Raw genomic sequence first — 21,314 nt, forward strand, 5'->3', positions numbered from 1 at the left:
GGGGGGGGGGGGGGGGGGGGGGGGGGGGCGCCGCGGGGGGGGGGCCCGGGCCGGCGGGAGCCGGTGCGGCCACCGAGGCCGTGATGAGGGCGGCGGCCGCGGTCAGGGCCGTGGCGATGCCGCTGCGCTTGTGGCGGACCATTGGGGGGATCCTCCTTCGCGGACGGGGGTGCCGCGGCTTCGGGCCGCGGCGTCCGCTGTGCAATGTGAAATTGCACTGAACTGTAAAGTGCGGAACGCGACTTGCCAAGACCCGATGGGTGCCCCAAATGCCAGCATGCACGGGGCGTGGCCGGATCCGGCCACGATGCGCCCGCTGCCGGGAAGGCGGTTCAGCGCCCGCCGCGCCGCATGTGCTCCAGGTGCCGCATCATGATCTTGCGTGCCCGGTCGGCGTCCCCGGCGACCAGCGCGTCCAGGAGGTGCGCGTGCTCCCGCGCCGACGCCAGCAGGTCGTCGGACGCGGCGGCGGGCTCGGCCAGCCCGTACATCCGGGACCGGGCGCGCAGATCCAGGACCGTCCGGACCAGCATCCGGTTGCCGGTCAGTTCGAGAAGCCCGGTGTGGAAACGGCGGTCGGCGTCCAGGAAGCGGATCAGGTCCCCGCCGGCCGCCGCCGCGGCGGCCTCATCGGTCAGGACCCGCAGCGACCGCAGCGCCGCCTCCGGCACGTTCCCGGCCAGCCCCGCGACCGCGGGAACCTCGACCAGCTCCCGGATCTCGGTCAGCTCGGCGAGATCCCGGTCCGACGGTGGGACGACCCGGAAACCGCGATTGCGGACGGCCTCGAAGAGCCCGTCCCGGACGAGGTCGATCATGGCCTCGCGGACGGGGGTGGGCGAGATCCCGAACTCGTCCGCCAATGCTGGCGCGGAGTACACGACGCCCGGCCGCAGCTTCCCGCCGGTGAGTGCGCCGCGCAGCGCATCGGCGACCCGCCCGCGCAGACTGCTGTGACCGCCGAGATCCGGCAGCCCGACCGCGGCATCGGCCACCGCATCCATACGCCCCTCCTCAACCACGATCAGAATACCGTTCCGGGTCGCGGTCCGACCGGGCGGGCGGACGGACGGCCGGGGCAGGACTCGGGCCCCCGGTCACAGCAGTGGATGCACCTGGGGATGGGCGTGCCACCACGCCCCGAAGGCCGGGTGGTTGTCGGCGTGCTCCACGAAGGCCGCCGCGAGCCCCCGGTAGAGGGCCGCCGCGTCGTCATCGTCCACGCTGTCCCGGCGCCAGGCCACGATCAGTTTCGCGACTTGCGGTTCTCCCGCGAGCGGCCGGACGACCGTGCCGGGCTGCGCCGGCCAGGACGGGTCCACCAGGCGTATCCCGTGCCCGGCCGCGACCAGCGGGCAGGCCGCCCCGCTCGGCGCCTCGTAGCGCACGATCGGTTCGAAGCCGGCGGCGCGGCAGGACGCCCGCAGCGAGGCGAGGGATCCGTCGTCGGCGCCGGGCGGCGCCACCCAGGACTCGGCCTTCAGGTCGACCAGGTCGACCTCCTTCCGGCCGGCGAGCGGATGGTTCGCCGAGAGCGCGACGAAGATCGGGAACCGGGGCACCAGCGTGCGGCTGACCACCGGCGCCCGCAGCGGGACGTCGAAGCCCTCCATGGTCCCCAGCAGGGCGGCGTCGAGCTGCCCCCGGGCGAGCGCGTCCCCGAGCAGTGCCGAGGACGGTTCGATGCGCAGCGATACCTCCCGACCGGGGAGCGCGTCGCCCACGCGGGCGACGATGCTCCCCACGCAGGCGAGATGGACGCAGCCGAGCGCGAGCGCCTCGTCCTCGCCCAGGGGCGGCCGCAGGTCACCGAACAGGTTGTCCAGTTCCGACAGGACCGTCCGCGCCCGGCTGATCACCTGCCGGCCCAGCGGGGTCGGCTCCAGGCCGGACCGGCTGCGGGTGAACAGCTCACCGCCGACGATGCTCTCGACCCGGCGGAGCTGGTTCGACATCGCGGGCTGGGACATGCCCATCCGGGCCGCGGCCCGGGTCACGCTTCCCGTCTCGGCCATCGCGCACACCATGCGCAGATGACTGATATCGAGGTCCATAGCCGGAAATTATGCATCAGCTGATGACCTCCGGTGGGGGCCAATGGACATACTTCCCGTACTCCTTCGTTGAAGTGAGCGATCGGCCGCCGGGAGAGGTCCTCCTCACCGCCCCTCTCCCGGCGGCCGAGCATGTGCGCGTCCGGTGACTCTCATGGGAAGCGATCGATATGGACGAACCGCGGACGGCCGAGAAGGAGGGCTCCCCGCCGGACGACCGCTCGGGCGTCGGTTCGGCCGGCGGTCTGGGCGACGGCGCCTTCCCGGCCTGGCCGTTACCGCCCGGCCCGAAGGCCGCGGGAACGGCACGGGCCATCGTCCGTTCGGTCGTCAACGAAGTGGGCATCCCGCCGGTCGCGCTCGACAGCGCGCAGATGATCGTTTCCGAGATCGCCACCAACGCGGTCGTGCACGGGGCTCGCGACCGGGTGGAGCTGTGGGCCCACATCAGCCATCGGCCCCGTCCTGCGGTCACGGTGCAGGTCTTCGACGCCGCCCCCTGGCGCGGCCCCGGCGAGTTCCCGGTCCCGCCCGCGGCGCCGTCCGACGCGTGCGGGGGGCGCGGCCTGCTTCTCGTGGACGCGCTGACGGCGGAGGCCGGCGGCCGCTGGGGCGTCCATCCCACCAGGTCCAGGCTCGGACCGGACTCGGTGCCCGGCAAAGCCGTCTACTTCACGGTCCCGATCCCGGCGGCGATCCCGGCGGCGATCCCGGCGGCGGCTCCGGTGCGGTGCCCCCCGCACGAGCGCGTCCGCGCGCTCGCGGCCGCGCGCGGGCTGCGGCCGCGCATCTCGCTCGGTCCCGACGCGGCGGTCATTCACTTCACCGTCGGCCTGTGGGTCTGGGTCAAGGGCGAGTCGCTGCTGTACGAGCGACCGGGACACGGTGTTGTCCGACACCCGGTGTCGGACGCGGTCGAGGTGGTTGAGCAGATCGTCCGGCACAGCGAGGAGCTCGCCATGGAGTCCTCGGCGTATCGCGCACCGTCCTGGGATCTGCACTGAGCGCGCGCCACGGCGAGGGGACGCCCCGGCGACCGGGTCCATGACCTGTGTGTTAGGTAGCCGTCAGGTGGGTTCACCCTCTTGACGCGGCGAGACCGTGCCTATGCAATGTCACATGTCACATGGAGACGGTCGCATTGGCGCAGCGCCACCTTGACCGCCTCAGAAGGGAAGACCCGGATGAAGAAACTCGCGCTGGGCGTCGTCCTCGGAGCGGCGTCCCTGACGGTGTCCGCCTGCGGCCAGGGACTGCTCGGTTCGGACGACGCCGCGGATTCGGGCCCGATCGTGATCGGGATGGTGGTGCCGTTGTCGGGCGCCAGCGCCGACATCGGCCCGTACATGAAGAACGGCGCCCAGATGGCCGTCGACGAGATCAACGCGCGCGGCGGTGTCCACGGCCGCACGCTTCGGCTGCGCGCTGAGGACGGCGCGTGCGACCCCAAGACCGCGGTCGCGGCGGCCAGCAAGCTGGTCGCCGCGAAGATCGCCGTGTCGGTGGGCGGCTACTGCTCGGGCGCGACGCTGCCGACCCTGCCCGTCTTCGACCGCGCCAAGATTCCGATGATCATCCCGGCGGCGAACTCCACCGAACTCGTCGAGCAGCGGCTCAAGCACGTGTTCCTGCTCAACGGGACCGGTGACCAGCAGGCGCTGGCGGCGATGAGCTGGATGAGCAAGAGCGGCGCGAAGAAGGTCGCCGTCCTGCACGACAACACTTCCTACTCCAAGGACATCGCGACGCGGACGGCCGCCGCGCTCGACGAGCCCGGCGGGCCGGAGAAGACGGGCTTGGACGCCGTCAATCCCGGTGAGAGCGACTACTCGGCGAACATCGCGAACGTCCTGAAGGCCAACCCGGACTTCATCTACTGGACCGGCTACTACCAGGAGGGCGGTCTCCTGGTGCGGCAGTTCCGGCAGGCCGGGTACGAGGGCGATTTCATGGTCGGCGACGGCTCGGTGGACGCCAAGCTCGTCAAGATCGCCGGGGAGAGGGCGGCGGAGGGCGTCTACGCCACGATGACGCAGACGCCCGGAACGATCGAGGGCGCGGGCGGCTGGATCGCCGCCTACAAACGGAAGTTCGGCAGTGACCCCGGCCCGTACTCGACCCAGTCCTACGACGCGGTGCGGGTCGCGGCCGAGGCCGTCACCAAGGCCGGCGGCACCGACGGCGACAAGGTCGCGAAGCAGCTGGAGGCCATCGACGGCTTCCCGATCTTCTCGGGCCCGCTGAGGTTCACCCCGCGGCACACGCTCAGCAACGGCGGCTTCGTGATCCTGGTGGTCAAGGACGGCGCCTTCGAACTGCACGACGCGCTGAAGTAGCCGCCGATGTCGCAACTGATCTGGAACGGGCTGTTCGTCGGCTCGTTCTACGCGCTGGTCGCGCTCGGCTACACCATGGTCTACGGGATCATCAAGCTGCTCAACTTCGCCCACGGCGACCTGTACATGCTCGGCGCGTTCACCGGGTTCGCGATGCTCGGCGCGATGGGCGGCCTGGTGCACTCCTCCTCCCTGCTGGCGCTGCTCGCCGTCCTGGTCCTCACAATGATCACCACCGGGACGGCTGGCCTCGCGATCGAGCGCGTGGCCTACCGGCCGCTGCGCGGGACGCCCCGCCTGTCGCTGCTGATCACAGCCGTCGGCGCGTCGTTCGCGCTGGAGTACGGCACCCGGATCGTGGCCGGTCCCAACCCGCGCGTCTATCCGGTGCGGCTGGACGGCGTGTCCGTCACCGTCCTCGGCGCCCGCGTCACGATGCAGCAGCTCGTGCTGATGGGCATCTCGCTGGCGCTGATGGCGGGACTGGCGCTGCTCATCGGACGGACCAGGCAGGGCCGCGCCATGCGGGCCATCGCACTCGACCCCAAGGCGAGCCTGCTGATGGGCGTCAACGTGGACGCGGTCATCGCGCGCACGTTCTTCATCGGCTCGGCGATGGCCGGCGCCGCGGGCGTGATGGCCGGCGGCTACTACGGAAAGATCGACTTCCTGATGGGATTCATCATCGGACTCAAAGCGTTCACCGCCGCGGTCATCGGCGGCATCGGGAACGTTCCCGGCACGATGCTGGGGGCCCTCGTGCTGGGCATGCTCGAGTCGTTCGGCACCCACTGGGTCGGCGGCGAATGGCGGGACGTGTTCGCGTTCGGCTTCCTCATCCTCTTCCTCACCGTGCGCCCGACCGGGCTGCTCGGCGAGCGCGTCACGGAGCGCGTGTGATGACCGCCGTGCGCGACCGGGTGGCGAGACGGCCTGGAACCAGCGCGGTCTCACGCCTGCTGGAGAGCCGCCATCTCGGCTGGGCCGGCCTGGCCATGGGCCTGGCCGCGCCGTTCGCGATCGCGACGCCGTACGCGATGAACATCATGACCAGCGCGGTCATCTTCGTGATGCTCGCCGTTGGCCTGAACATCGTGGTCGGCTACTGCGGCCTGCTAGACCTCGGCTTCGCCGCGTTCTTCGCGGTCGGCGCCTACACGAGCGGCCTGGTGGCGACCCGGCTGGGCTGGCCCCTGCTCGCGACGATCCCGTTCGTCGTCGTCGCGACCGTGACCGCCGGCATCGTCATCGGCGGCCCGACACTGCGGCTGCGCAGCGACTATCTGGCGATCGTGACGCTCGGCTTCGGGGAGATCGTCCGGATCATCGCCAACAACCTGGATGTCACGGGCGGACCGTCCGGGATCTACGGCATCCCCGGCCTGTTCGGTGACCACGCCGGTGACCCGGTGGTGTTCTACTACGCCGTGCTGCTGATCGTCGCGGCGGCGGTGCTGCTGGCGGGGCGGCTGGGACGGTCCCGGCTCGGCCGCGCGTGGCGGTTCGTCCGGGAGGACGAGGACGCCGCCGAGGCGATGGGCGTCCACACCTACCGGGTCAAGCTGGCCGCCTACATCGCGGGGGCGGTCTGGGGCGGGCTGGCGGGCGTGCTGTTCGCCGCGCAGCTGTCGGCGATCTCCCCGGCGAGCTTCACGTTCCTGCAGTCGGCGCTGGTGCTGATGGCGGTCGTGCTCGGGGGGATGGGCTCCACACCCGGCGTCGTCATCGGCGCCGTCGTGATCAGCCTGCTGCCCGAGATCCTGCGCGACCTGGCCGACTACCGGTTCTTCGTGTTCGGCGTCCTGCTGATCGCCATGATGATCAGCCGCCCGCAGGGACTCTGGCCGCACCGCTCGCGGGAGACGGCCCGGACGGCCGCCCGGTCGGAGGAGGCGTGATGCTGGACGTGCGGGATCTACGGCTGGCGTTCGGCGGCGTCCGCGCGGTCGACGGGCTCACCTTCAGCGTGCACGCCGGCGAGATCGTTTCCATCATCGGCCCGAACGGCGCGGGCAAGACGTCCGCGTTCAACTGCGTCACCGGCTTCTACAAGCCGACCAGTGGCCGGGTCGTCCTGGACGGCACCGACATCACCGGGCGGCGCCCATCGGCGATCGCCGCGCGCGGTCTGTCGCGGACGTTCCAGAATCTCCGCGTGTTCGGCGACCTGTCGGTGCTGGACAACGTGCGGGCCGGCACGCACCTCTGGCTGCGGCAACACCTCGCCGACGTGCTGCTGCACACCCCGCGCTACCGGCGCAGCGAGCAGGCGGCGACGGACGAGGCGCACAAGTGGCTCGACTTCACCGGGCTCCGCGGGGACCGGACAGGCCTCGTCAAGCACCTCCCCTACGGCGAGCAGCGACGGGTCGAGATCGCGCGGGCACTGGCCCGCCGGCCGTCCCTGCTGCTGCTCGACGAGCCCGCCGCCGGGCTCAACCACGCGGAAAAGACCGAGCTGCTCGACCTGATCCGGCGCATCCGGGAGCTGGGCATCGCCGTCGCCGTCATCGAGCACGACATGGGGCTGGTCATGGAGGTCTCCGATCGGATCGTCGTGCTCGACCACGGCAGGGAGATCGCCGACGGCACTCCCGCCCAAGTCCGCGGCGACCCCGCGGTGATCGAGGCGTATCTCGGCCGCGACGCCGACGCGCAGGAGACCCAGGAGGTGCGCGGTGCTCGAACTGACTGACCTGACCGTGAGGTACGGCGGGGTGACCGCGCTGAACGGCCTGTCACTCACCGTCGGGGAGGGCGAGACGGTAGCGCTGCTGGGCAACAACGGCGCCGGGAAGACCACGACGCTGTCGGCCATCTCCGGGCTGGTCCGCCCGTCCAGCGGCGACATCAGGTACGAGGGCGAGTCGGTGGCCGGGGCCGCCCCGCCCTCGATCGTGGCGCGCGGCCTGGTGCACGTGCCCGAGGGACGGAGGGTCTTCAGCACCCTGACCGTCCACGAGAACCTGCTGCTCGGCGGGTACCTCGTCCGGGACGGCCGCGAGTTGGCGAGGCGGATCGACCGGGTCTACGGGTTGCTCCCCCTACTGGCGGAGCGGCGCGGGCAGGAGGGCGGCACGCTGTCCGGCGGCGAGCAGCAGATGCTCGCCATCGGCCGCGCTCTGGTCGCCGGGCCGAGGCTGCTGATGCTGGACGAGCCGTCGATGGGCCTCGCGCCCCTCGTCGCGGCGGCGGTCATGGAGGTCGTCCGCGATGTCGCCGCGAACGGGACGGCCGTCCTGCTGGTCGAGCAGAACGCCAGGGCGGCGCTCGGCATCGCCCAGCGCGGCTATGTGATCGAGAACGGCAGCTGCGCGCTGGCGGGCTCGGCCGCCGAGTTGTCCGGCGACCCGCGCGTGGTCGAGGCCTACCTGGGAGGTGCGGTATGACCGCGATGGCGGGGGCCTTCCCGCCGGCCGTGCCCACGGGGGCGGCCGGCGGATCCCCGGCGCCCAGGCTGCTAGTGGTGTTCGGGGCGATCTGCCCAGATTCCGCGGATGTGGCGGAGGTGGTGGTTCATCAGAGCCTCCGTGGCCGCCAGGTCACCGCTCGCCACGGCCTCCAGAAGCTCCTCGTGCTCGCGGGCGGACGGCTCCAGTTCGCCGCGTTCCGCCAGCCGTGGCACACCGTACAGCCGGGACATGTAGCGAAGCTCGCTCACCAGCCGGGTGATGTGGGAGTTGCCGCCAAGTTCGAGCAACGCGAGATGGAAGCGATGATCCGCCTCGATGTAGGCGAGGACGTCCCGGTTCCCGGCGGCCGTCACGATCGCCTCGGCCAGGGGCCGCAGCGCGTAGACCTCCTCGGCGCGCGCGGTCTGCGCGACCCGCACGATGGTGGGGACCTCGATCAGGGCCCGCACCTCCGTGATCTCGTCCAGTTCTCGCTCGGACAGTTCGGTGACCCGGAAGCCCTTGTTGCGGACAACGTCGACCAGCCCCTCCCTGGCCAGGTCGATCATGGCCTCCCGCACGGGGGTCGCCGACACTCCGAACCGCTCGGCGAGCGCCGGGGCGGAGTAGACCAGGCCCGGCCGCATCTCCCCGCTGACGATCGCCGCCCGGAGCGCATGGGCGATCTGCACCCGCACGCTCTTGCGCGGGCCCAGGGCAGGAAGGTTCAGCATCTGGGTCGTGACTCCCTCCGGGGCGTGGTGCCCCGCCGGCACGACGGCCGGATCGGCCGGTGACATGTAGTATTGCATTCGCCGGGGTGGCCCGACTCGGCGTCCCCATCCAGCCCGCCCGCAGGTACACTCGGCGTTCGGCAGAGCGAACGCTGCGGGGAAGGGCGTGGGAGCGTGGGAGCATCAGCGGAGTCGGTGCGGGACGTGCTGGCCGGCAATCTGCGCCGCGCGCGGCTGGAGCTCGGGCTGTCGCTGTCGGAGCTGTCACGCCGGTCGAAAATCGGCAAGGCGACGCTGTCCCAGCTGGAGGCCGGCGCGGGGAACCCCACGATCGAGACGGTGTTCAGCCTATCGCGCGTCCTGGAGATCCCCATCTCCGACCTGCTCGACCGCCGGGAGCCGTCCGGGCTCACCGTGGTCCGGGGGGCGCACGTCGAGGTGCTGCGCGGTGAGGGCGTCGATCTGCGGCCGCTGCGCGGCATCGCGTCCGGCGGCGCCATGTTCGAGGTGTACGACCAGCAGGTCAGGGCCGGTCGCCGGCAGGACTCGCTGGGCCATGTCGGCACCGAGCACACCATCGTCCAGGCCGGGCGGCTCGGCGTTCGGGTGGACGACCGGGACGTGGAGCTCGGCCCGGGCGACTACGTCGCGTTCGACGCCCGGCTGCCCCACGGCTACCTGGCGCTCGACGGGCCCGTGCGCTCCGTGCTGCTCCTGCAGTATGACGCCGACCAGCGTCTTCACTCCTCGCAAGGAGAGCGGGCGCACCGGGACCACACGTCCTGACAGTCCCTCGCCACCTCTATTGACATCCGCGCGCGGGAGACATAACGTCAAGTTCGTTCGCTATATCGAACGAATGGAGTGGTGATAGTGCGGGTTGTGGTGCTCGGTGCCGGGATCATCGGCGCCGCCTGTGCCCGCGAACTCGCCCTGGCGGGGTGCGACGTCACGGTCGTGGACCGCGCTGGCCCCGCCGCGGCTACCACCGCGCACGGCGAGGGCAACGTCCTGGTCTCCGACAAGGGACCCGGTCCCGAACTGGAGCTCGCGAAGCTGTCCCGGCGACTGTGGCCGCAGATCCTCCAGATCCTCCCAGACGCGGACGCTGTGGAGTGGGAGCCCAAGGGCGGCATCGTCGTCGCGACAACCGGCGAAGGCGCGCGAACCCTGCGCAAGTTCGCGGAGTCCCAGCGCGCGGCCGGCATCGACGCCGTCGACCTGGACGCCGCCGCCCTCGCTGGCTGGGAACCGCACCTCACCCGTGATTGCACCACCGCCGTCCACTACCCCGGCGATGCGCAGGTTCAGCCCGCCGGCGCGGCCACCGCGCTGCTCGCCGACGCCGTCCGCGCCGGCACTGCCCTGCGCACCGGACACGAGATCACCGGCGCCGTCGTGCGCGGCGGCCGCATCACCGGCGTCCGCACCCGCGCTGGAACCATCGAGGGGGACGCATTCGTCAACGCCACCGGCCCGTGGTCCGGCGAGGTCGCCGCACGGCTCGGCGTCCGGCTGGACGTCAGGCCTCGGCGCGGCGAGGTGCTCGTCACCGCGCCGATGCCGCCGACCGTCTTCCACAAGGTCTACGACGCGGACTATGTGGGCGCCGTCGGCAGCGGCGCCGGAGACCTGCAGGCGTCCGCCGTGGTCGAATCCACCCGTGCCGGGACGGTCCTCATCGGCTCGTCGCGGCGCCGGGTCGCATTCGACGACCGGCTCCGTCCCGAGGTCCTGTCGGTCATCGCGGGCAAGGCGCTCCGCCTCTTCCCCTCCCTGGCCGGCGTGCCGGTGATGCGCGCCTATGGCGGGTTCCGCCCGTACGTCGCCGACCACCTGCCCGTCATCGGCGCCGACCCGTGCCTGAGCGGGCTCTGGCACGCCACCGGACACGAGGGCGCCGGCATCGGGCTCTCGGTCGGGACGGCCGCCCTGCTGCGAGACCTGCTGCTCGATCGCGAACCCGACATCGACGCGGAGCCGTTCAGGGTCGACCGGCCCGCCGTCCAAGCCGAAGGGGAGAACGGATGAGCCCGAGACTCGCGCGCGCCTCCGGCAAAGCGGCCGGGCGATGGGAGATTCCGCTGCGGATCACCGTGGACGGCGAACCGCTCACCGGCATCGAGGGCCAGACGATCGCCGGAGTGCTGCTGGCGTCCGGGCGGGTGGCCTGGCGCGAAGGCCCGTCCGGCTCCCCGCGCGGCGTCTTCTGCGGCATCGGTGCCTGCTTCGACTGCCTCGTCACCGTCAACGGCGTCCGCGACGTGCGGGCCTGCCGCCGCCGCGCCCGCGACGGCGACGCGGTCGCCACCCAGTCCCGCGCGAGGGAGGACGCCCGATGACCCGGCACGTGGTGATCATCGGGGCCGGTCCGGCGGGCCTGGGCGCGGCGGTGGGAGCCCTGCGCGTAGGGGCGCGGGTGACGCTGCTCGACACCGCCGACGACCCCGGCGGCCAGTATCACCGGATGCCCCCGGACGCCTACGCCAACGCGCACCCCGGGCGCCTTCACCGCAGCCGGCGCGGCTTCGAACGCCGCCGCGGTCACGTGCTCGGTCATCCGCACTGCGCCTGGTGGCCACGGAGCACCGTCTGGGCGATCGAGCGCCGGGACCAGAGCGCCCCGCATGTCCACGTGCTGCGCGGCGAGACCGACGCGGCGGAACGTGAACGGCACGTCCTGCGACCCGACGCGCTCGTCCTCGCACCCGGCGCCCACGACCGCGTCCTGCCGTTCCCCGGCTGGGAACTGCCCGGCGTCTATACCGCCGGAGCCGCGCAGGCGCTCGCCAAGGGGGAGCACCTCATCGTCGGTGACCGCGTCCTGATCGCCGGCTCTGGACCGTTCCTGCTACCGGTCGCCGCCTCGCTCCTGGCGGCCGGCTCGACCGTCCAGGCGGTGCTGGAGGCCAACGCCGCCGCGACCATGGCACGCGGCTGGCTGCACCGTCCGTGGGAACTCGCGGCGCAACCGGGCAAGGGCGCCGAACTCGCCGGATACCTCGGGCTGCTCGCCCGGCACCGCGTCCCCTACCGGACGGGCCGCGCCGTGGTCGAGGCGCGCGGCGCCGGACGCGTGGAGGAGGCGGTCACGGCACGCCTGCGTCCCGACTGGTCGGTCGTGCCCGGCACCGAACGGACCCTCGCGGTGGACGCGGTCTGCGTCACCCACGGCTTCAGCCCGCAGCTCGAACTCCCCGTCGCCGCCGGTTGCCGCCTGCGGGACGGCGCGTTCGTCGAGGTGGACGGCGACCAGCTCACCACCGCCACCGACGTGCACGCCGCCGGGGAGATCACCGGCATCGCCGGCGCCCAGGCCGCTGCGACCGAGGGGCTCCTCGCCGGCTGGATCGCCGGGGGCGGTTCCCCCGCCGCCGCCGGGCTGCGACCCGTGCGGCGCCGCCGCGACCGGGCCCGCGCGTTCGCGGCGCGCCTCGCCGCCGCGCACCCGATCGGCGCCGCCTGGCGCGGCTGGCTGCATCCCGGCACGATCGTCTGCCGCTGCGAGGAGACCACCTACGGCACACTCCTGCGTGCGGCCGCCGATCCCGCCCGGAACTCGGCACACGCGGTGAAGCTCGCGACCCGCGCCGGGCTCGGCCCGTGCCAGGCGCGGATCTGCGGCCCCACGGTCGCCGAACTGCTGTCCCATGGCGCGGCCCACCACCGACCCGTCGCCCAGCCGATCCGGCTCGGCGAACTGGCACGACATCCCATCGAGGAAGAAACGAAGGAGACCCCCCGATGAGCGGCACCAAGTCCCAGAGTCTCGGCGGCCTCGTGGTGGCCACGGCCCTGCCCTACCGCGAGAACGCCGACGCCCCCGCCGGGCTCGCCGTCGACTACGACGCCTATGCCGAGCACTGCCGCTGGTTGGTCGGCAACGGCTGCCGCGGTGTCGGCCCCAACGGCTCACTCGGCGAGTACTCGGCACTCACCCCAGACGAGCGCCGTCGCGTCGCCCGCACCGCCGTGGAGGCGGTCGGCGGGGACGGGATCGTGATCGCCGGCGTGCACGGCCCCGGTTCCCACCAGGCGAGGCACTGGACGGAGGTCGCCGCCGAGGACGGCGCGGACGGCGTCCTGTGCCTGCCGCCCACCATGTACCGGGCGAACCGCGCCGACGTCATCGCGCACTACGAGTCGGTCGCGTCCGTCGGGCTACCGGTCATGGTCTACAACAACCCGCTCGACACCAAGGTGGACCTGACGCCGGACCTGCTCGCCGAGATCGCGCAGATCGACAACATCACGGCGGTCAAGGAGTTCTCCGGCGACGTCCGCCGCGTCTTGGAGATCACCGAGAAGGCGCCCGGGCTGGAGGTCGTCTCGGGCGCCGACGACGTCGCCCTCGAATCTCTGCTGATGGGTGCGACCGGCTGGTTCGCGGGGTTCCCGAATGTGTTCCCCGCCGAGTCGGCGCAGCTGTACGACCTGGCCCTCGCCGGGAAGCTGGAGGAAGCGCGCGACCTGTACGAGGTGCTCATCGCCGCCTTCCGCTGGGACTCCCGGACCGAGTTCGTCCAGGCCATCAAGCTCGGCATGGACCAGGCCGGGCGGTACGGAGGACCGTGCCGCCCGCCGCGCGGCCCGCTCACCGAAGCACAGCGTGCCGCCGTCACCGCCGACATGGCCCGCGCCATTGCGGCTCTCCGCAACCGGCGGGCCGCCTGATGCGCTCCGTCCGCTCGATCAGCGCCGTCGACTCGCACACGGAGGGAATGCCGACCCGCGTCGTCACGGGCGGGGTCCCGCCCATCCCCGGCGCCACGATGGCCGAGCGGCGCGCCTACGCGGTCCGGCACTTGGACGGGCTGCGCCGCTTCCTGGTGGACGAGCCCCGCGGTCACCCCGCGATGAGCGGCGCGCTGCTGCAGCCGCCGGCCCGCCCGGACGCCGACTGGGGCGTCGTCTACATCGAGGCCAGCGGCTTCCTGCCGATGTGCGGGCACGGCACCGTCGGGGTCGCGACCGTGCTGGTCGAGACCGGGATGGTCGAGGTCACCGAGCCGGAGACGATCGTCCGGCTGGACGTTCCGGCCGGGCTCGTCGAGGCGCGCGTCGCCGTCCGCGACGGCGTCGCCGAACACGTCACCCTGCGCAACGTCGCCTCGTTCGCCCTCCGCCGGGACGCCGCGGTCACCGTTCCCGGTTTCGGCGACGTCCGCTACGACCTGGCCTACGGCGGCAACTTCTACGCGATCACCGACCTCGAACAGCTCGGCCTGCCGTTCGACCGGTCCCGCAAGGACGACATCCTCAAGGCCGGGCTGTCCGTCATGGCGGCGATCAACGAGACCGACCGCCCCGTGCACCCGGCGGACCCGCTGATCGACGGCTGCAAACACGTACAGTTCCTCGCCCCCGGCTCGGACGCGTCCCACTCGCGCAACGCCATGGCGATCCACCCCGGCTGGTTCGACCGTTCCCCCTGCGGCACCGGGACGTCCGCCCGCATGGCGCAGCTCCACGCGCGCGGCGAACTGCCCCTGCACGCCGAGTTCGTCAACGAGTCGTTCATCGGCACCCGCTTCACCGGGCGCCTCGTCGCCGAGACCGAGGTCGCCGGGCTCCCCGCCGTCGTCCCCGAGTTCACCGGACGCGCCTGGATCACCGGAACCGCGACCTACCTGCTCGACCCCGCCGACCCCTTCCCCGAAGGCTTCGTCCTCTAAGGAAAGACCCATGACACCGGATCAGGCCGTCAGCGCAGCCCAGACCGCCGCACCTCGCTGGGCGTCAACACCACCCGAGCAGCGTGCCGAGGCCCTGGCCTCCGTCGCCGCAGCGCTGCGCGGTGCCCGCGATGAACTGGTCGCCATCGCCGACGAGGAGACCCACCTCGGCGCGGCCCGCTTGAACAGTGAACTGGCCCGCACGACGTTCCAGCTGACGATGTTCGCCGACGAAATCCGAACCGGTGCCTTTCATGACGCCCGCATCGACAGGCCCGACCCGTCCTGGCCGACCGGTCCCCGCCCCGACCTGCGCCGCTACCGGACGGCCATCGGCCCGGTCCTGGTCTTCGCCGCGAGCAACTTCCCCTTCGCTTTCAGCGTCGCGGGTGGCGACACTGTGTCCGCATGGGCGGCGGGCTGCCCCGCCGTGGTCAAGGCCCACCCCGGCCACCCTCGGCTGTCCCGCCGTATCGCCGAGATCATCTCTCCCGTCCTCCCGGACGGTGTGCTCACCCTGGTCGAAGGCGAGGCCCAGGGTGTCGAGGCGCTCCGTCACCCCGGCATCGCCGCTGCCGCGTTCACCGGCTCCCAACGCGGCGGCCTGGCCCTCGCCGAGATCGCCGCGCAACGCCCGGTGCCGATCCCGTTCTACGCCGAGATGGGAAGCGTCAACCCGTCCGTGGTGACACCCGCGGCCGCCGAGGCGCGCGGCAAGGAGATCATCGAGGGTTACACGGCGTCCCTCACCCTGGGCGCCGGCCAGTTCTGCACGAACCCCGGCCTGCTGTTCGCCCCCACCGGGCTGCTGGACGGCCTCAGCGCACGCCTCCATGAGATCGCCGCCGCCCCGATGCTGAACGACCGCATCGAAACGGGCTACCTGGATGCCGCGGCCGCGTTGGCCGCCCGCCCCGGTGTCCACCGCCTCGTCTGGCCGAACGCAGCGTCCACCGCTGCCCGCCTCCTCACCATGGACCTTGATGCGTTCAAGGCCGACGCCCGAGCAGCCGAGGAATGCTTCGGTCCGCTCGGCTTGGTCGTCACCTACGTTGACCTCGCCGACGTGGCCGAAGTCCTGTCGAGACTGCCGGGCCAGTTGACGGCCTCCCTGCACGCGGAACAGAACGACGACCTGGGCACGCTTCCAGCGGTCCTGGCCGACCGCAGCGGACGCGTCCTATGGAACCAGTGGCCCACCGGCGTCTCCGTCACCAACGCGATGCAGCACGGCGGCCCCTACCCCGCGACGACGGCGCCCGCCACGACATCGGTGGGCCCTGCGGCGATCGACCGGTTCCTTCGCCCCGTCGCGTTCCAGAACTGGCCGCAGCACCTCCTCCCGCCCCCGCTCCGCGACGACAACCCCTGGAACGTCCCCCAGGCCATCCGCTGATGGGCGGCATCACAGATTACGAGCCCGAACACGCCGAAGCCGAGCACGGCGCAGATGTTGTCCAGTTCGTCCAGACGGACGCACCGGGCGGCCGTCCCGCTCGGCGAGGTGGCCCAGCAGTAATTGATGCACCCACGCCCGCGCGCACGGGCCGATCCGGCCTTGGCCCGGCAGGCTGACGGGCCGGGCCTCCGCGCAAGGCCCGGCCCGCGTCCGGCCGTCCGGCGTCGGCTCAGGGCTGCTTGGCCTTGGTCACGAACTGGGTCGTGTAGGTCTTGGTCAGGTCGATCTGGTCCTTCTTCTCGCCCACCTCGGGGGAGAACTGCGCCAGCACCTTCAGGACGTTCTCCGCCGCGTCCGGCTTCATGACGCCGTCCCCGTTGAACATGCTGATCGAGTCGCCGATCGCCTTCTCGTACAGCGCGGGGTCGCCGCCCGCGTAGTCCTTCGGCATCTTCGCCGCGATCTCCGCGGGCTTGTGCGCCTTGATCCAGCCCAGCGTCTTGACGAACGCGTTGGCGAGCTTCTGCACGGTCTGGGCGTGCGACTGCACGTACGCGCAGTCCATGTAGAGGGAGCTGGACGGGTACAGCCCGCCGAGCGCCTTGCGGGTGCCCTCCTCGGTCCGCATCTCGACCATGACCTTCGCCTTGCCGGTGCTAACGAGCTTGGCGATCGTGGGGTCGGTCGTCATGCCGGCGTCGATGCCGCCGTTGTCCATCGTGGAGATGAACGTCTGGCCGGCACCCGCCTTGACCGTCGTGTAGTCGGAGGTCTTCACGCCGTTGCGGACGGCGAGCGCGCGGGTGATGAAGTCGGTGGACGATCCCGGGCTGGTGACGCCGAGCTTCTTGCCCTTGAACCCGGCCGGGGACGTCAGCGAGCCGGCCTTGGACGTCGCGACCATCTCGGCCTCGCCGGGGACGTCGGCCATCTGCACGACGCTCTCCACGCACTTGCCCTTGGTCTGCAGGTGAATGGAGTGGTCGTAGAAGCCGACGACGGCCTGCACGTCCCCGGCGATGAGCACGTTCTCAGCCTGCGCCCCGGCGGGCTCGGTGAGCAGCTGGACGTCCAGGCCCTGCTCCTTGAAGTAGCCGAGCTGCTCGGTGAGCTTGGCGGGCAGGTAGATGACCTTGTCGATCCCGCCGACCATGATCTTGACGTTGCCGCCGTCCCCGCCGTCCCCGCCGGAGTGGGAGTCGCGGCAGGCCGACAGGGCGGACAGGGCGGTGAGGGCGGCGAGCGCGGCGGCGCTCACCCGCACGGTGGTGCTGGGCATGGCGGTTCTCCTGGTGGGGGGTGTCAGATCTGGACGTCGTGGCCGGAGACGGCGGGCCGCCAGCGCAGCAGCCGGCCCTCCAGCAGCGTGAGCAGGTACTCGGCGAGCAGGGCCAGCACGGTGATGATGATCATCCCGGCGTAGATCCCGGCCGCGTCGAAGACGCCCTGCGAGTGGTTGATGAGCAGGCCGAGGCCCTTGTCGGCGCCGGTGTACTCGCCGACGATCGCGCCGATGATGGCGAACCCGAACGCCGAGTGCAGCGACGCGAGGATCCACGACGTGGCGCTGGGCACCACGATCGTCCACAGCACCTGCATCCGGCCGGCGCCGAGGATCCGCGCGTTGTTCACCAGGTTCCGGTCGACCTCGCGGGCGCCCTGGAAGGCGTTGAAGAACACCGCGAAGAACACCAGCACGAACGCCGTCGCGATCTTCGACTGCATGCCGAGGCCGAACCAGATGATGAACAGCGAGGCCAGGATGATGCGCGGGATCGCGTTGACGGCCTTGATGAACGGTGCGCACACGTCCGACAGGAACCGGCTGCGGCCGAGCACGATGCCGAGGACCACGCCGCCCGCCGCGCCGAGCGCGAAGCCCGCGACGGCCTCCTGCAGCGTGACCGAGATCTGCTCCCAGATCGACCCCTGCGAGGTGCCGTCGGTGAACCACCCGACCAGCCGCTCCCAGATCTTGGACGGCATGGAATAGTAGAACGGGTCGATGACGTGCCGGGCGGCCAGCTCCCACGACCCGAGCCACGCCGCGACGAGCGCGACCCGGACGGCGTTGATGCCGAGGGCGCGGCGCAGCCCCGCGCTGCGCGCCCGCGCGATCGCCGCCAGCTCGCCCCGGTCGCCCGGGGCGGCCGCCGCCACGGCCGGCGCCTTCTCGATGGTCTCCGCGTCACGCGGCATGGCCGGCCCCTCTCTCGCGGGTGATCTGGACCTCTTCGCGCAGCGAGTCCCACACCTCGCGGTAGATGTCGAGGAACTCCGCGGTCAGCCGGACCTCCTCGGCGTCCCGCGGCCGGTCGAGCGGCACCTCGAAGGTGCCCTTGATGGTCGCGGGGCCCGCCGTCATGACCACGACGCGGTCGGACAGGACCAGGGCCTCCTCCAGGTCGTGCGTGACGAACACGACGGCCGCGCCGGACCCCGACCACAGGCGCAGCAGCTCGTCCTGCATCAGGCCGCGGGTCTGGACGTCGAGGGCGGAGAACGGCTCGTCCATGAGCAGCACGGACGGCTCGTTCACGAGGGTCTGCGCGAGCGCGACGCGTTTGCGCATCCCGCCCGACAGCTGATGCGGGTAGTAGCCCTCGAAGCCCGCCAGGCCGACGCGCGCGACCCAGTCGCGGGCGCGCTCGCGGGCCTCACGCCTGGACGCGCCCCGGTAGCGCGGACCGGCCGCGACGTTGTCCAGGACGGAGCGCCACGGCAGGACGGCGTCGTTCTGGAACATGTAGCCGACGCCGTCCGGGATGCCGTCCACCTCCCTGCCGTGGACGAGGACACGGCCCTCGGACGCCGGTTCCAGGCCGGACACGAGGGACAGGGTGGTCGACTTGCCGCAGCCGGTCGGGCCGACCACGGCGACGAACTCGCCGGGACCCACGCGCATGTGCAGGTCCCGGACGGCCGTGTGCACGCCGCCGGCCGACCGGAAGCGCTTGGCGGCGCCGTCCAGCTCGATGACGGGCCCGGCGGTGGGGCGCTCGGTACTGTGTTCTGGGGGAAATGCTCGTTCGGACACGGCGGAACCGTACGAATGTGGCGCGCGTCACCGGAACCCTTGCCCGCGATGTGCTCGCAAGCCGCGAATCCCCACGTTGAGCGCGTTATCCGGACTTCTGCGCGTTCTGCTCGCCAGGGGCTGGGCGGCCGGGCCGGCATGGATTACCGTGGCACGTCATGTCCGTCCGGCCCCGCATCTCCTTCGCCCGCCAGGTCCTGATCCTCCAGGTCGGCGTGGTCGTCGTGGTGGCCGTCCTCGGGTACGGGCTCGTCGCCTGGATGCTGGACGGCCGGCTCCGCGACCAGTACGGGCAGCGGGCGCTGACGGTGGCGCGCACCGTCGCCGTCGACCCGGAGATCGCCGACGCGGTCGCGGCCGGGGATCCCGGGCACCTCATCCAGGACCGGGCCGAGCGGATCCGGGTCCGGACCGGGGCGCTGTTCGTCGTGGTGACCGACGGCCGCGGCATCCGCTTCTCGCACCCCAACCCGAGCCGGCTGGGCGAGCACGTGAGCACCGACCCGTCCGACGCCCTGGCCGGACGGGAGGTGGTCCGGGTCGAGCGCGGCACGCTGGGCCTGTCCGCGCGCGGCAAGGTGCCGCTGTACGGGCGGAACGGGCGGATCCTCGGCGAGGTCAGCGTCGGGTTCGACGCCCGCGCGATCGACCGGGAGCTCGCCCGCGTGCTGCGCGAGATGTCGCTGTTCGTCGCCGGCGCCGTGCTGCTCGGCGTGGTCGCCTCCGTCGCGATCGGCCGCCGGCTGAAACGGCAGACGCTCGGCCTGGAACCGTACGAGCTGGTCGAGCTCGTCCACGAGCGGGAGGCGGTGCTGCACGGCGTCGGCGAGGGCGTCGTCGCCGTCGACACCGCCGGGCGGATCGCGGTCTGCAACGACGAGGCGTCCCGGCTGCTCGGCGCCGCCCCCGAGCGCGGCGCGCCCGCCGGGGACCTCGCCCCCGCGGGGACGCTGCGGGACGTCCTGACCGGCGAGCGCGAGGCCGCGAACCTGTTCGTCACGGCGGGGGAGCGGGTCCTGGTCGTCAACCGGCGCGAGGTCCGCCGGGACCGCCGCGACCTCGGCGCCGTCATCACGCTGCGCGACCGCACCGACCTGGAGACCCTCGCCCGCGAGCTGGACTCGGTCAGCACCCTGTTCGACGCGCTCCGCGCGCAGCGGCACGAGTACGCCAACCGGCTGCACACTCTGTCGGGCCTGCTCCAGCTCGGCCACAGCGAGGAGGCCGCCGAGTACGTCGGGACGCTGATGGACGACGCGGCCCGCCGCGCCCCCGCGCCCGGCAACCTGCCCGACCCGCTGTCGGACCCCTACCTGCGCGCGTTCCTGTCGGCCAAGGCCGCGGTCGCCGCGGAGAAGGGCGTCCGGCTCGACATCGGCGCCGGCAGCTACGTCCCCGGCCGCGTCGCCGACCCGCTGGACGTCACGACCGTCGTCGGCAACCTGGTCGACAACGCCGTGGAGGCGGCCCGGCTCGGCCGCCGGCGGCCCGCCCGCGTCGAGGTCGAGCTGCTCGGCGACGGCCGCGACCTGCACGTCACCGTCACCGACTCCGGCGACGGGCTGCCGGACGGCCTCCGCGACGCCGTGTTCGACGACGGCGTCTCCACCCGCGACACCGCCGCCGGCCGGTCGCGCGGGCTCGGCCTCGGGCTGGCGCGCCGCACCGCCCGCGCCCGGGACGGCGACGTGACGTTCGTGGACGCCGGAACGGCCGGGCCGGGCGGGAGCGGCGCCGTGGCGGTGGCCCGGATACCCGGCGTCCTCGGTGCGGAGGCGATGCGGTGATCGACGTACTGGTCGTCGACGACGACTTCCGGGTCGCGCAGGTGCACGCGGGCTTCGTGGCGGCGCTGCGCGGATTCACCGTCGCCGGCCTCGCGCACACCGCCGCACGGGCCCGCGCCATGGCCGCCGACCTGGAACCCGCCCTCGTCCTGCTGGACGTCTACCTGCCGGACGGCTCCGGCCTCGCCCTGCTGCCCGAGCTGGGCGCCGACGTCATCATGGCGACGGCGGCGGCCGACCCCGGCATCGTGCGGGAGGCGCTGCGGCACGGCGCCCTGCACTACCTGATCAAACCGTTCACCGCCGCCGCGCTCGGCGCCCGGCTCACCGCCTACGCCCGCTACCGGGAGGCGCTGTCCGGCGAGAACGAGCTGTCGCAGGCCGCACTGGACGGCGCCGTCCGCGCCCTGTACGCACCGCTGCACGGCCAGCCGCCCCCGCCCAAGGGCCAGTCTCCGGTGACGGCGCGGCTGGTCAGCGACGCGCTGCGGCGCGCGGAGACGCCCCGCTCCGCCGCCGAGATCGCCGACGAGATCGGCATCTCCCGCGCCACTGCCCAGCGCTACCTGGCCGCACTAGCCCAGGCCGGGCGGGTCGTGGTGACGCTCCGCTACGGCGCGACCGGGCGCCCGGAACACCAGTACGCGTGGTCGCCCCGGTAGAGCCCGGCGAGGACCTGTACCGCTCGCATACTCGGTTCGGCGCTGTGAGCTGCGCTTTCGTTGCGAGGCAGCGGCAGTCGCTGCCCCCATGTGTGCTGCCCCCATGCGTGAGGTGTTGTCTGTCGGTGATGTACCGGTTGGTTCGGAGCTTGCTCGACTGCTGGTGATGCTCGTCGGGTCTAGGCCACGACACCGCCTTCGCCCTTAGCCCTGGTCTTTCACGAAGCCTGGCTGTTGA

The 21,314-nt window shown here is 72.3% G+C and carries 21 protein-coding genes; 15 read left to right on the forward strand and 6 right to left on the reverse strand.

The window, feature by feature from the left end; genetic code table 11:
• Nucleotides 1–332: 332 nt before the first annotated feature.
• Together ABTW95_RS30190 and ABTW95_RS30195 are read right to left on the reverse strand one after the other, a co-directional pair.
• The gene (locus ABTW95_RS30190; RefSeq protein ID WP_500228069.1) at nucleotides 333–1,004 is read right to left on the reverse strand and encodes a GntR family transcriptional regulator; all 672 of its coding nucleotides are present in this window, start codon (nucleotides 1,002–1,004) and stop codon (nucleotides 333–335) included.
• Nucleotides 1,005–1,097: 93 nt separating this feature from the next.
• Nucleotides 1,098–2,054 (reverse strand): LysR family transcriptional regulator, encoded by a 957-nt coding sequence (locus ABTW95_RS30195; RefSeq protein ID WP_500228070.1) that lies wholly within the window; start codon nucleotides 2,052–2,054, stop codon nucleotides 1,098–1,100.
• A gap of 170 nt (nucleotides 2,055–2,224) precedes the next feature.
• Between ABTW95_RS30195 and ABTW95_RS30200 the strand changes: the two genes are divergently transcribed.
• From ABTW95_RS30200 to ABTW95_RS30225, 6 genes are all read left to right on the forward strand, one after another.
• Nucleotides 2,225–3,058, forward strand: a complete 834-nt coding sequence (locus tag ABTW95_RS30200; protein ID WP_500228071.1) for an ATP-binding protein — start codon at nucleotides 2,225–2,227, stop codon at nucleotides 3,056–3,058.
• A gap of 180 nt (nucleotides 3,059–3,238) precedes the next feature.
• Complete coding sequence (locus tag ABTW95_RS30205) at nucleotides 3,239–4,390, forward strand: branched-chain amino acid ABC transporter substrate-binding protein (RefSeq protein WP_500228072.1); 1,152 nt, start codon at nucleotides 3,239–3,241, stop codon at nucleotides 4,388–4,390.
• 6 nt (nucleotides 4,391–4,396) lie between these two features.
• Nucleotides 4,397–5,290 (forward strand): branched-chain amino acid ABC transporter permease, encoded by an 894-nt coding sequence (locus tag ABTW95_RS30210; RefSeq protein ID WP_500228073.1) that lies wholly within the window; start codon nucleotides 4,397–4,399, stop codon nucleotides 5,288–5,290.
• Complete coding sequence (locus ABTW95_RS30215; RefSeq protein ID WP_500228074.1) at nucleotides 5,290–6,288, forward strand: branched-chain amino acid ABC transporter permease; 999 nt, start codon at nucleotides 5,290–5,292, stop codon at nucleotides 6,286–6,288. Before ABTW95_RS30210 ends, ABTW95_RS30215 begins: the two co-directional genes overlap by 1 nt.
• A complete protein-coding gene (locus ABTW95_RS30220; RefSeq protein ID WP_500228075.1) occupies nucleotides 6,288–7,085 on the forward strand; it encodes an ABC transporter ATP-binding protein in 798 nt (265 codons plus the stop codon). The genes ABTW95_RS30215 and ABTW95_RS30220 overlap by 1 nt, the downstream gene beginning before the upstream one ends.
• The gene (locus tag ABTW95_RS30225; RefSeq protein WP_500228076.1) at nucleotides 7,069–7,779 is read left to right on the forward strand and encodes an ABC transporter ATP-binding protein; all 711 of its coding nucleotides are present in this window, start codon (nucleotides 7,069–7,071) and stop codon (nucleotides 7,777–7,779) included. Before ABTW95_RS30220 ends, ABTW95_RS30225 begins: the two co-directional genes overlap by 17 nt.
• Nucleotides 7,780–7,850: 71 nt before the next feature.
• Here the strand turns inward: ABTW95_RS30225 and ABTW95_RS30230 are convergent, their stop codons facing one another.
• Entirely contained in the window at nucleotides 7,851–8,516 is a 666-nt protein-coding gene (locus ABTW95_RS30230; protein ID WP_500228077.1) for a GntR family transcriptional regulator, read from the reverse strand.
• A gap of 174 nt (nucleotides 8,517–8,690) precedes the next feature.
• Here ABTW95_RS30230 and ABTW95_RS30235 point away from each other — a divergent pair, with 174 nt between their 5' ends.
• The 7 genes from ABTW95_RS30235 to ABTW95_RS30265 all read left to right on the forward strand — a co-directional run bounded on the left by ABTW95_RS30235 (nucleotide 8,691) and on the right by ABTW95_RS30265 (nucleotide 15,587).
• Entirely contained in the window at nucleotides 8,691–9,302 is a 612-nt protein-coding gene (locus ABTW95_RS30235) for a helix-turn-helix domain-containing protein (RefSeq protein ID WP_500228078.1), read from the forward strand.
• 87 nt (nucleotides 9,303–9,389) lie between these two features.
• On the forward strand, nucleotides 9,390–10,547 hold the full coding sequence (locus tag ABTW95_RS30240; protein WP_500228079.1) for an NAD(P)/FAD-dependent oxidoreductase: 1,158 nt from the start codon (nucleotides 9,390–9,392) through the stop codon (nucleotides 10,545–10,547).
• Entirely contained in the window at nucleotides 10,544–10,858 is a 315-nt protein-coding gene (locus ABTW95_RS30245; RefSeq protein ID WP_500228080.1) for a (2Fe-2S)-binding protein, read from the forward strand. Before ABTW95_RS30240 ends, ABTW95_RS30245 begins: the two co-directional genes overlap by 4 nt.
• Complete coding sequence (locus tag ABTW95_RS30250; RefSeq protein ID WP_500228081.1) at nucleotides 10,855–12,264, forward strand: FAD/NAD(P)-dependent oxidoreductase; 1,410 nt, start codon at nucleotides 10,855–10,857, stop codon at nucleotides 12,262–12,264. Before ABTW95_RS30245 ends, ABTW95_RS30250 begins: the two co-directional genes overlap by 4 nt.
• Nucleotides 12,261–13,190 carry a dihydrodipicolinate synthase family protein gene (locus ABTW95_RS30255; protein WP_500228082.1) on the forward strand — a complete coding sequence of 310 codons (930 nt, stop codon included), beginning with the start codon at nucleotides 12,261–12,263 and terminating at the stop codon, nucleotides 13,188–13,190. The genes ABTW95_RS30250 and ABTW95_RS30255 overlap by 4 nt, the downstream gene beginning before the upstream one ends.
• The gene (locus ABTW95_RS30260) at nucleotides 13,190–14,191 is read left to right on the forward strand and encodes a proline racemase family protein (RefSeq protein WP_500228083.1); all 1,002 of its coding nucleotides are present in this window, start codon (nucleotides 13,190–13,192) and stop codon (nucleotides 14,189–14,191) included. Before ABTW95_RS30255 ends, ABTW95_RS30260 begins: the two co-directional genes overlap by 1 nt.
• A 10-nt stretch (nucleotides 14,192–14,201) precedes the next feature.
• Complete coding sequence (locus ABTW95_RS30265; protein ID WP_500228084.1) at nucleotides 14,202–15,587, forward strand: aldehyde dehydrogenase (NADP(+)); 1,386 nt, start codon at nucleotides 14,202–14,204, stop codon at nucleotides 15,585–15,587.
• 232 nt (nucleotides 15,588–15,819) lie between these two features.
• Here ABTW95_RS30265 and ABTW95_RS30270 read toward each other — a convergent pair whose 3' ends face one another.
• From ABTW95_RS30270 to ABTW95_RS30280, 3 genes are read right to left on the reverse strand one after another with little or no spacing between them, the layout of a single operon-like run.
• Complete coding sequence (locus ABTW95_RS30270; RefSeq protein WP_500228085.1) at nucleotides 15,820–16,869, reverse strand: ABC transporter substrate-binding protein; 1,050 nt, start codon at nucleotides 16,867–16,869, stop codon at nucleotides 15,820–15,822.
• Nucleotides 16,870–16,892: 23 nt separating this feature from the next.
• The gene (locus ABTW95_RS30275) at nucleotides 16,893–17,789 is read right to left on the reverse strand and encodes an ABC transporter permease (RefSeq protein WP_500228086.1); all 897 of its coding nucleotides are present in this window, start codon (nucleotides 17,787–17,789) and stop codon (nucleotides 16,893–16,895) included.
• Complete coding sequence (locus tag ABTW95_RS30280) at nucleotides 17,779–18,627, reverse strand: ABC transporter ATP-binding protein (protein WP_500228087.1); 849 nt, start codon at nucleotides 18,625–18,627, stop codon at nucleotides 17,779–17,781. Before ABTW95_RS30280 ends, ABTW95_RS30275 begins: the two co-directional genes overlap by 11 nt.
• A 158-nt stretch (nucleotides 18,628–18,785) precedes the next feature.
• On the opposite strand from ABTW95_RS30280, the gene ABTW95_RS30285 reads away from it, so the two are divergent.
• Together ABTW95_RS30285 and ABTW95_RS30290 are read left to right on the forward strand one after the other, a co-directional pair.
• Complete coding sequence (locus ABTW95_RS30285) at nucleotides 18,786–20,414, forward strand: sensor histidine kinase (protein ID WP_500228088.1); 1,629 nt, start codon at nucleotides 18,786–18,788, stop codon at nucleotides 20,412–20,414.
• Nucleotides 20,411–21,076 carry a response regulator gene (locus tag ABTW95_RS30290; RefSeq protein ID WP_500228089.1) on the forward strand — a complete coding sequence of 222 codons (666 nt, stop codon included), beginning with the start codon at nucleotides 20,411–20,413 and terminating at the stop codon, nucleotides 21,074–21,076. Before ABTW95_RS30285 ends, ABTW95_RS30290 begins: the two co-directional genes overlap by 4 nt.
• The last annotated feature ends 238 nt before the right edge of the window (nucleotides 21,077–21,314 follow it).

It is taken from the genome of Spirillospora sp. NPDC127506, assembly GCF_040302145.1.
In the GTDB taxonomy this organism is placed as follows: Bacteria; Actinomycetota; Actinomycetes; order Streptosporangiales; family Streptosporangiaceae; genus Spirillospora.

Excerpts from the sequence above, each read along its gene's own strand:
- ABTW95_RS30190 (WP_500228069.1), bottom strand. The coding sequence starts at position 1,004 with ATGGATGCGGTGGCCGATGCCGCGGTCGGGCTGCCGGATCTCGGCGGT.
- ABTW95_RS30195 (WP_500228070.1), bottom strand. The coding sequence starts at position 2,054 with ATGGACCTCGATATCAGTCATCTGCGCATGGTGTGCGCGATGGCCGAG.
- ABTW95_RS30200 (WP_500228071.1), top strand. The coding sequence starts at position 2,225 with ATGGACGAACCGCGGACGGCCGAGAAGGAGGGCTCCCCGCCGGACGAC.
- ABTW95_RS30205 (WP_500228072.1), top strand. The coding sequence starts at position 3,239 with ATGAAGAAACTCGCGCTGGGCGTCGTCCTCGGAGCGGCGTCCCTGACG.
- ABTW95_RS30210 (WP_500228073.1), top strand. The coding sequence starts at position 4,397 with ATGTCGCAACTGATCTGGAACGGGCTGTTCGTCGGCTCGTTCTACGCG.
- ABTW95_RS30215 (WP_500228074.1), top strand. The coding sequence starts at position 5,290 with ATGACCGCCGTGCGCGACCGGGTGGCGAGACGGCCTGGAACCAGCGCG.
- ABTW95_RS30220 (WP_500228075.1), top strand. The coding sequence starts at position 6,288 with ATGCTGGACGTGCGGGATCTACGGCTGGCGTTCGGCGGCGTCCGCGCG.
- ABTW95_RS30230 (WP_500228077.1), bottom strand. The coding sequence starts at position 8,516 with ATGCTGAACCTTCCTGCCCTGGGCCCGCGCAAGAGCGTGCGGGTGCAG.
- ABTW95_RS30245 (WP_500228080.1), top strand. The coding sequence starts at position 10,544 with ATGAGCCCGAGACTCGCGCGCGCCTCCGGCAAAGCGGCCGGGCGATGG.
- ABTW95_RS30250 (WP_500228081.1), top strand. The coding sequence starts at position 10,855 with ATGACCCGGCACGTGGTGATCATCGGGGCCGGTCCGGCGGGCCTGGGC.
- ABTW95_RS30255 (WP_500228082.1), top strand. The coding sequence starts at position 12,261 with ATGAGCGGCACCAAGTCCCAGAGTCTCGGCGGCCTCGTGGTGGCCACG.
- ABTW95_RS30260 (WP_500228083.1), top strand. The coding sequence starts at position 13,190 with ATGCGCTCCGTCCGCTCGATCAGCGCCGTCGACTCGCACACGGAGGGA.
- ABTW95_RS30265 (WP_500228084.1), top strand. The coding sequence starts at position 14,202 with ATGACACCGGATCAGGCCGTCAGCGCAGCCCAGACCGCCGCACCTCGC.
- ABTW95_RS30270 (WP_500228085.1), bottom strand. The coding sequence starts at position 16,869 with ATGCCCAGCACCACCGTGCGGGTGAGCGCCGCCGCGCTCGCCGCCCTC.
- ABTW95_RS30275 (WP_500228086.1), bottom strand. The coding sequence starts at position 17,789 with ATGCCGCGTGACGCGGAGACCATCGAGAAGGCGCCGGCCGTGGCGGCG.
- ABTW95_RS30285 (WP_500228088.1), top strand. The coding sequence starts at position 18,786 with ATGTCCGTCCGGCCCCGCATCTCCTTCGCCCGCCAGGTCCTGATCCTC.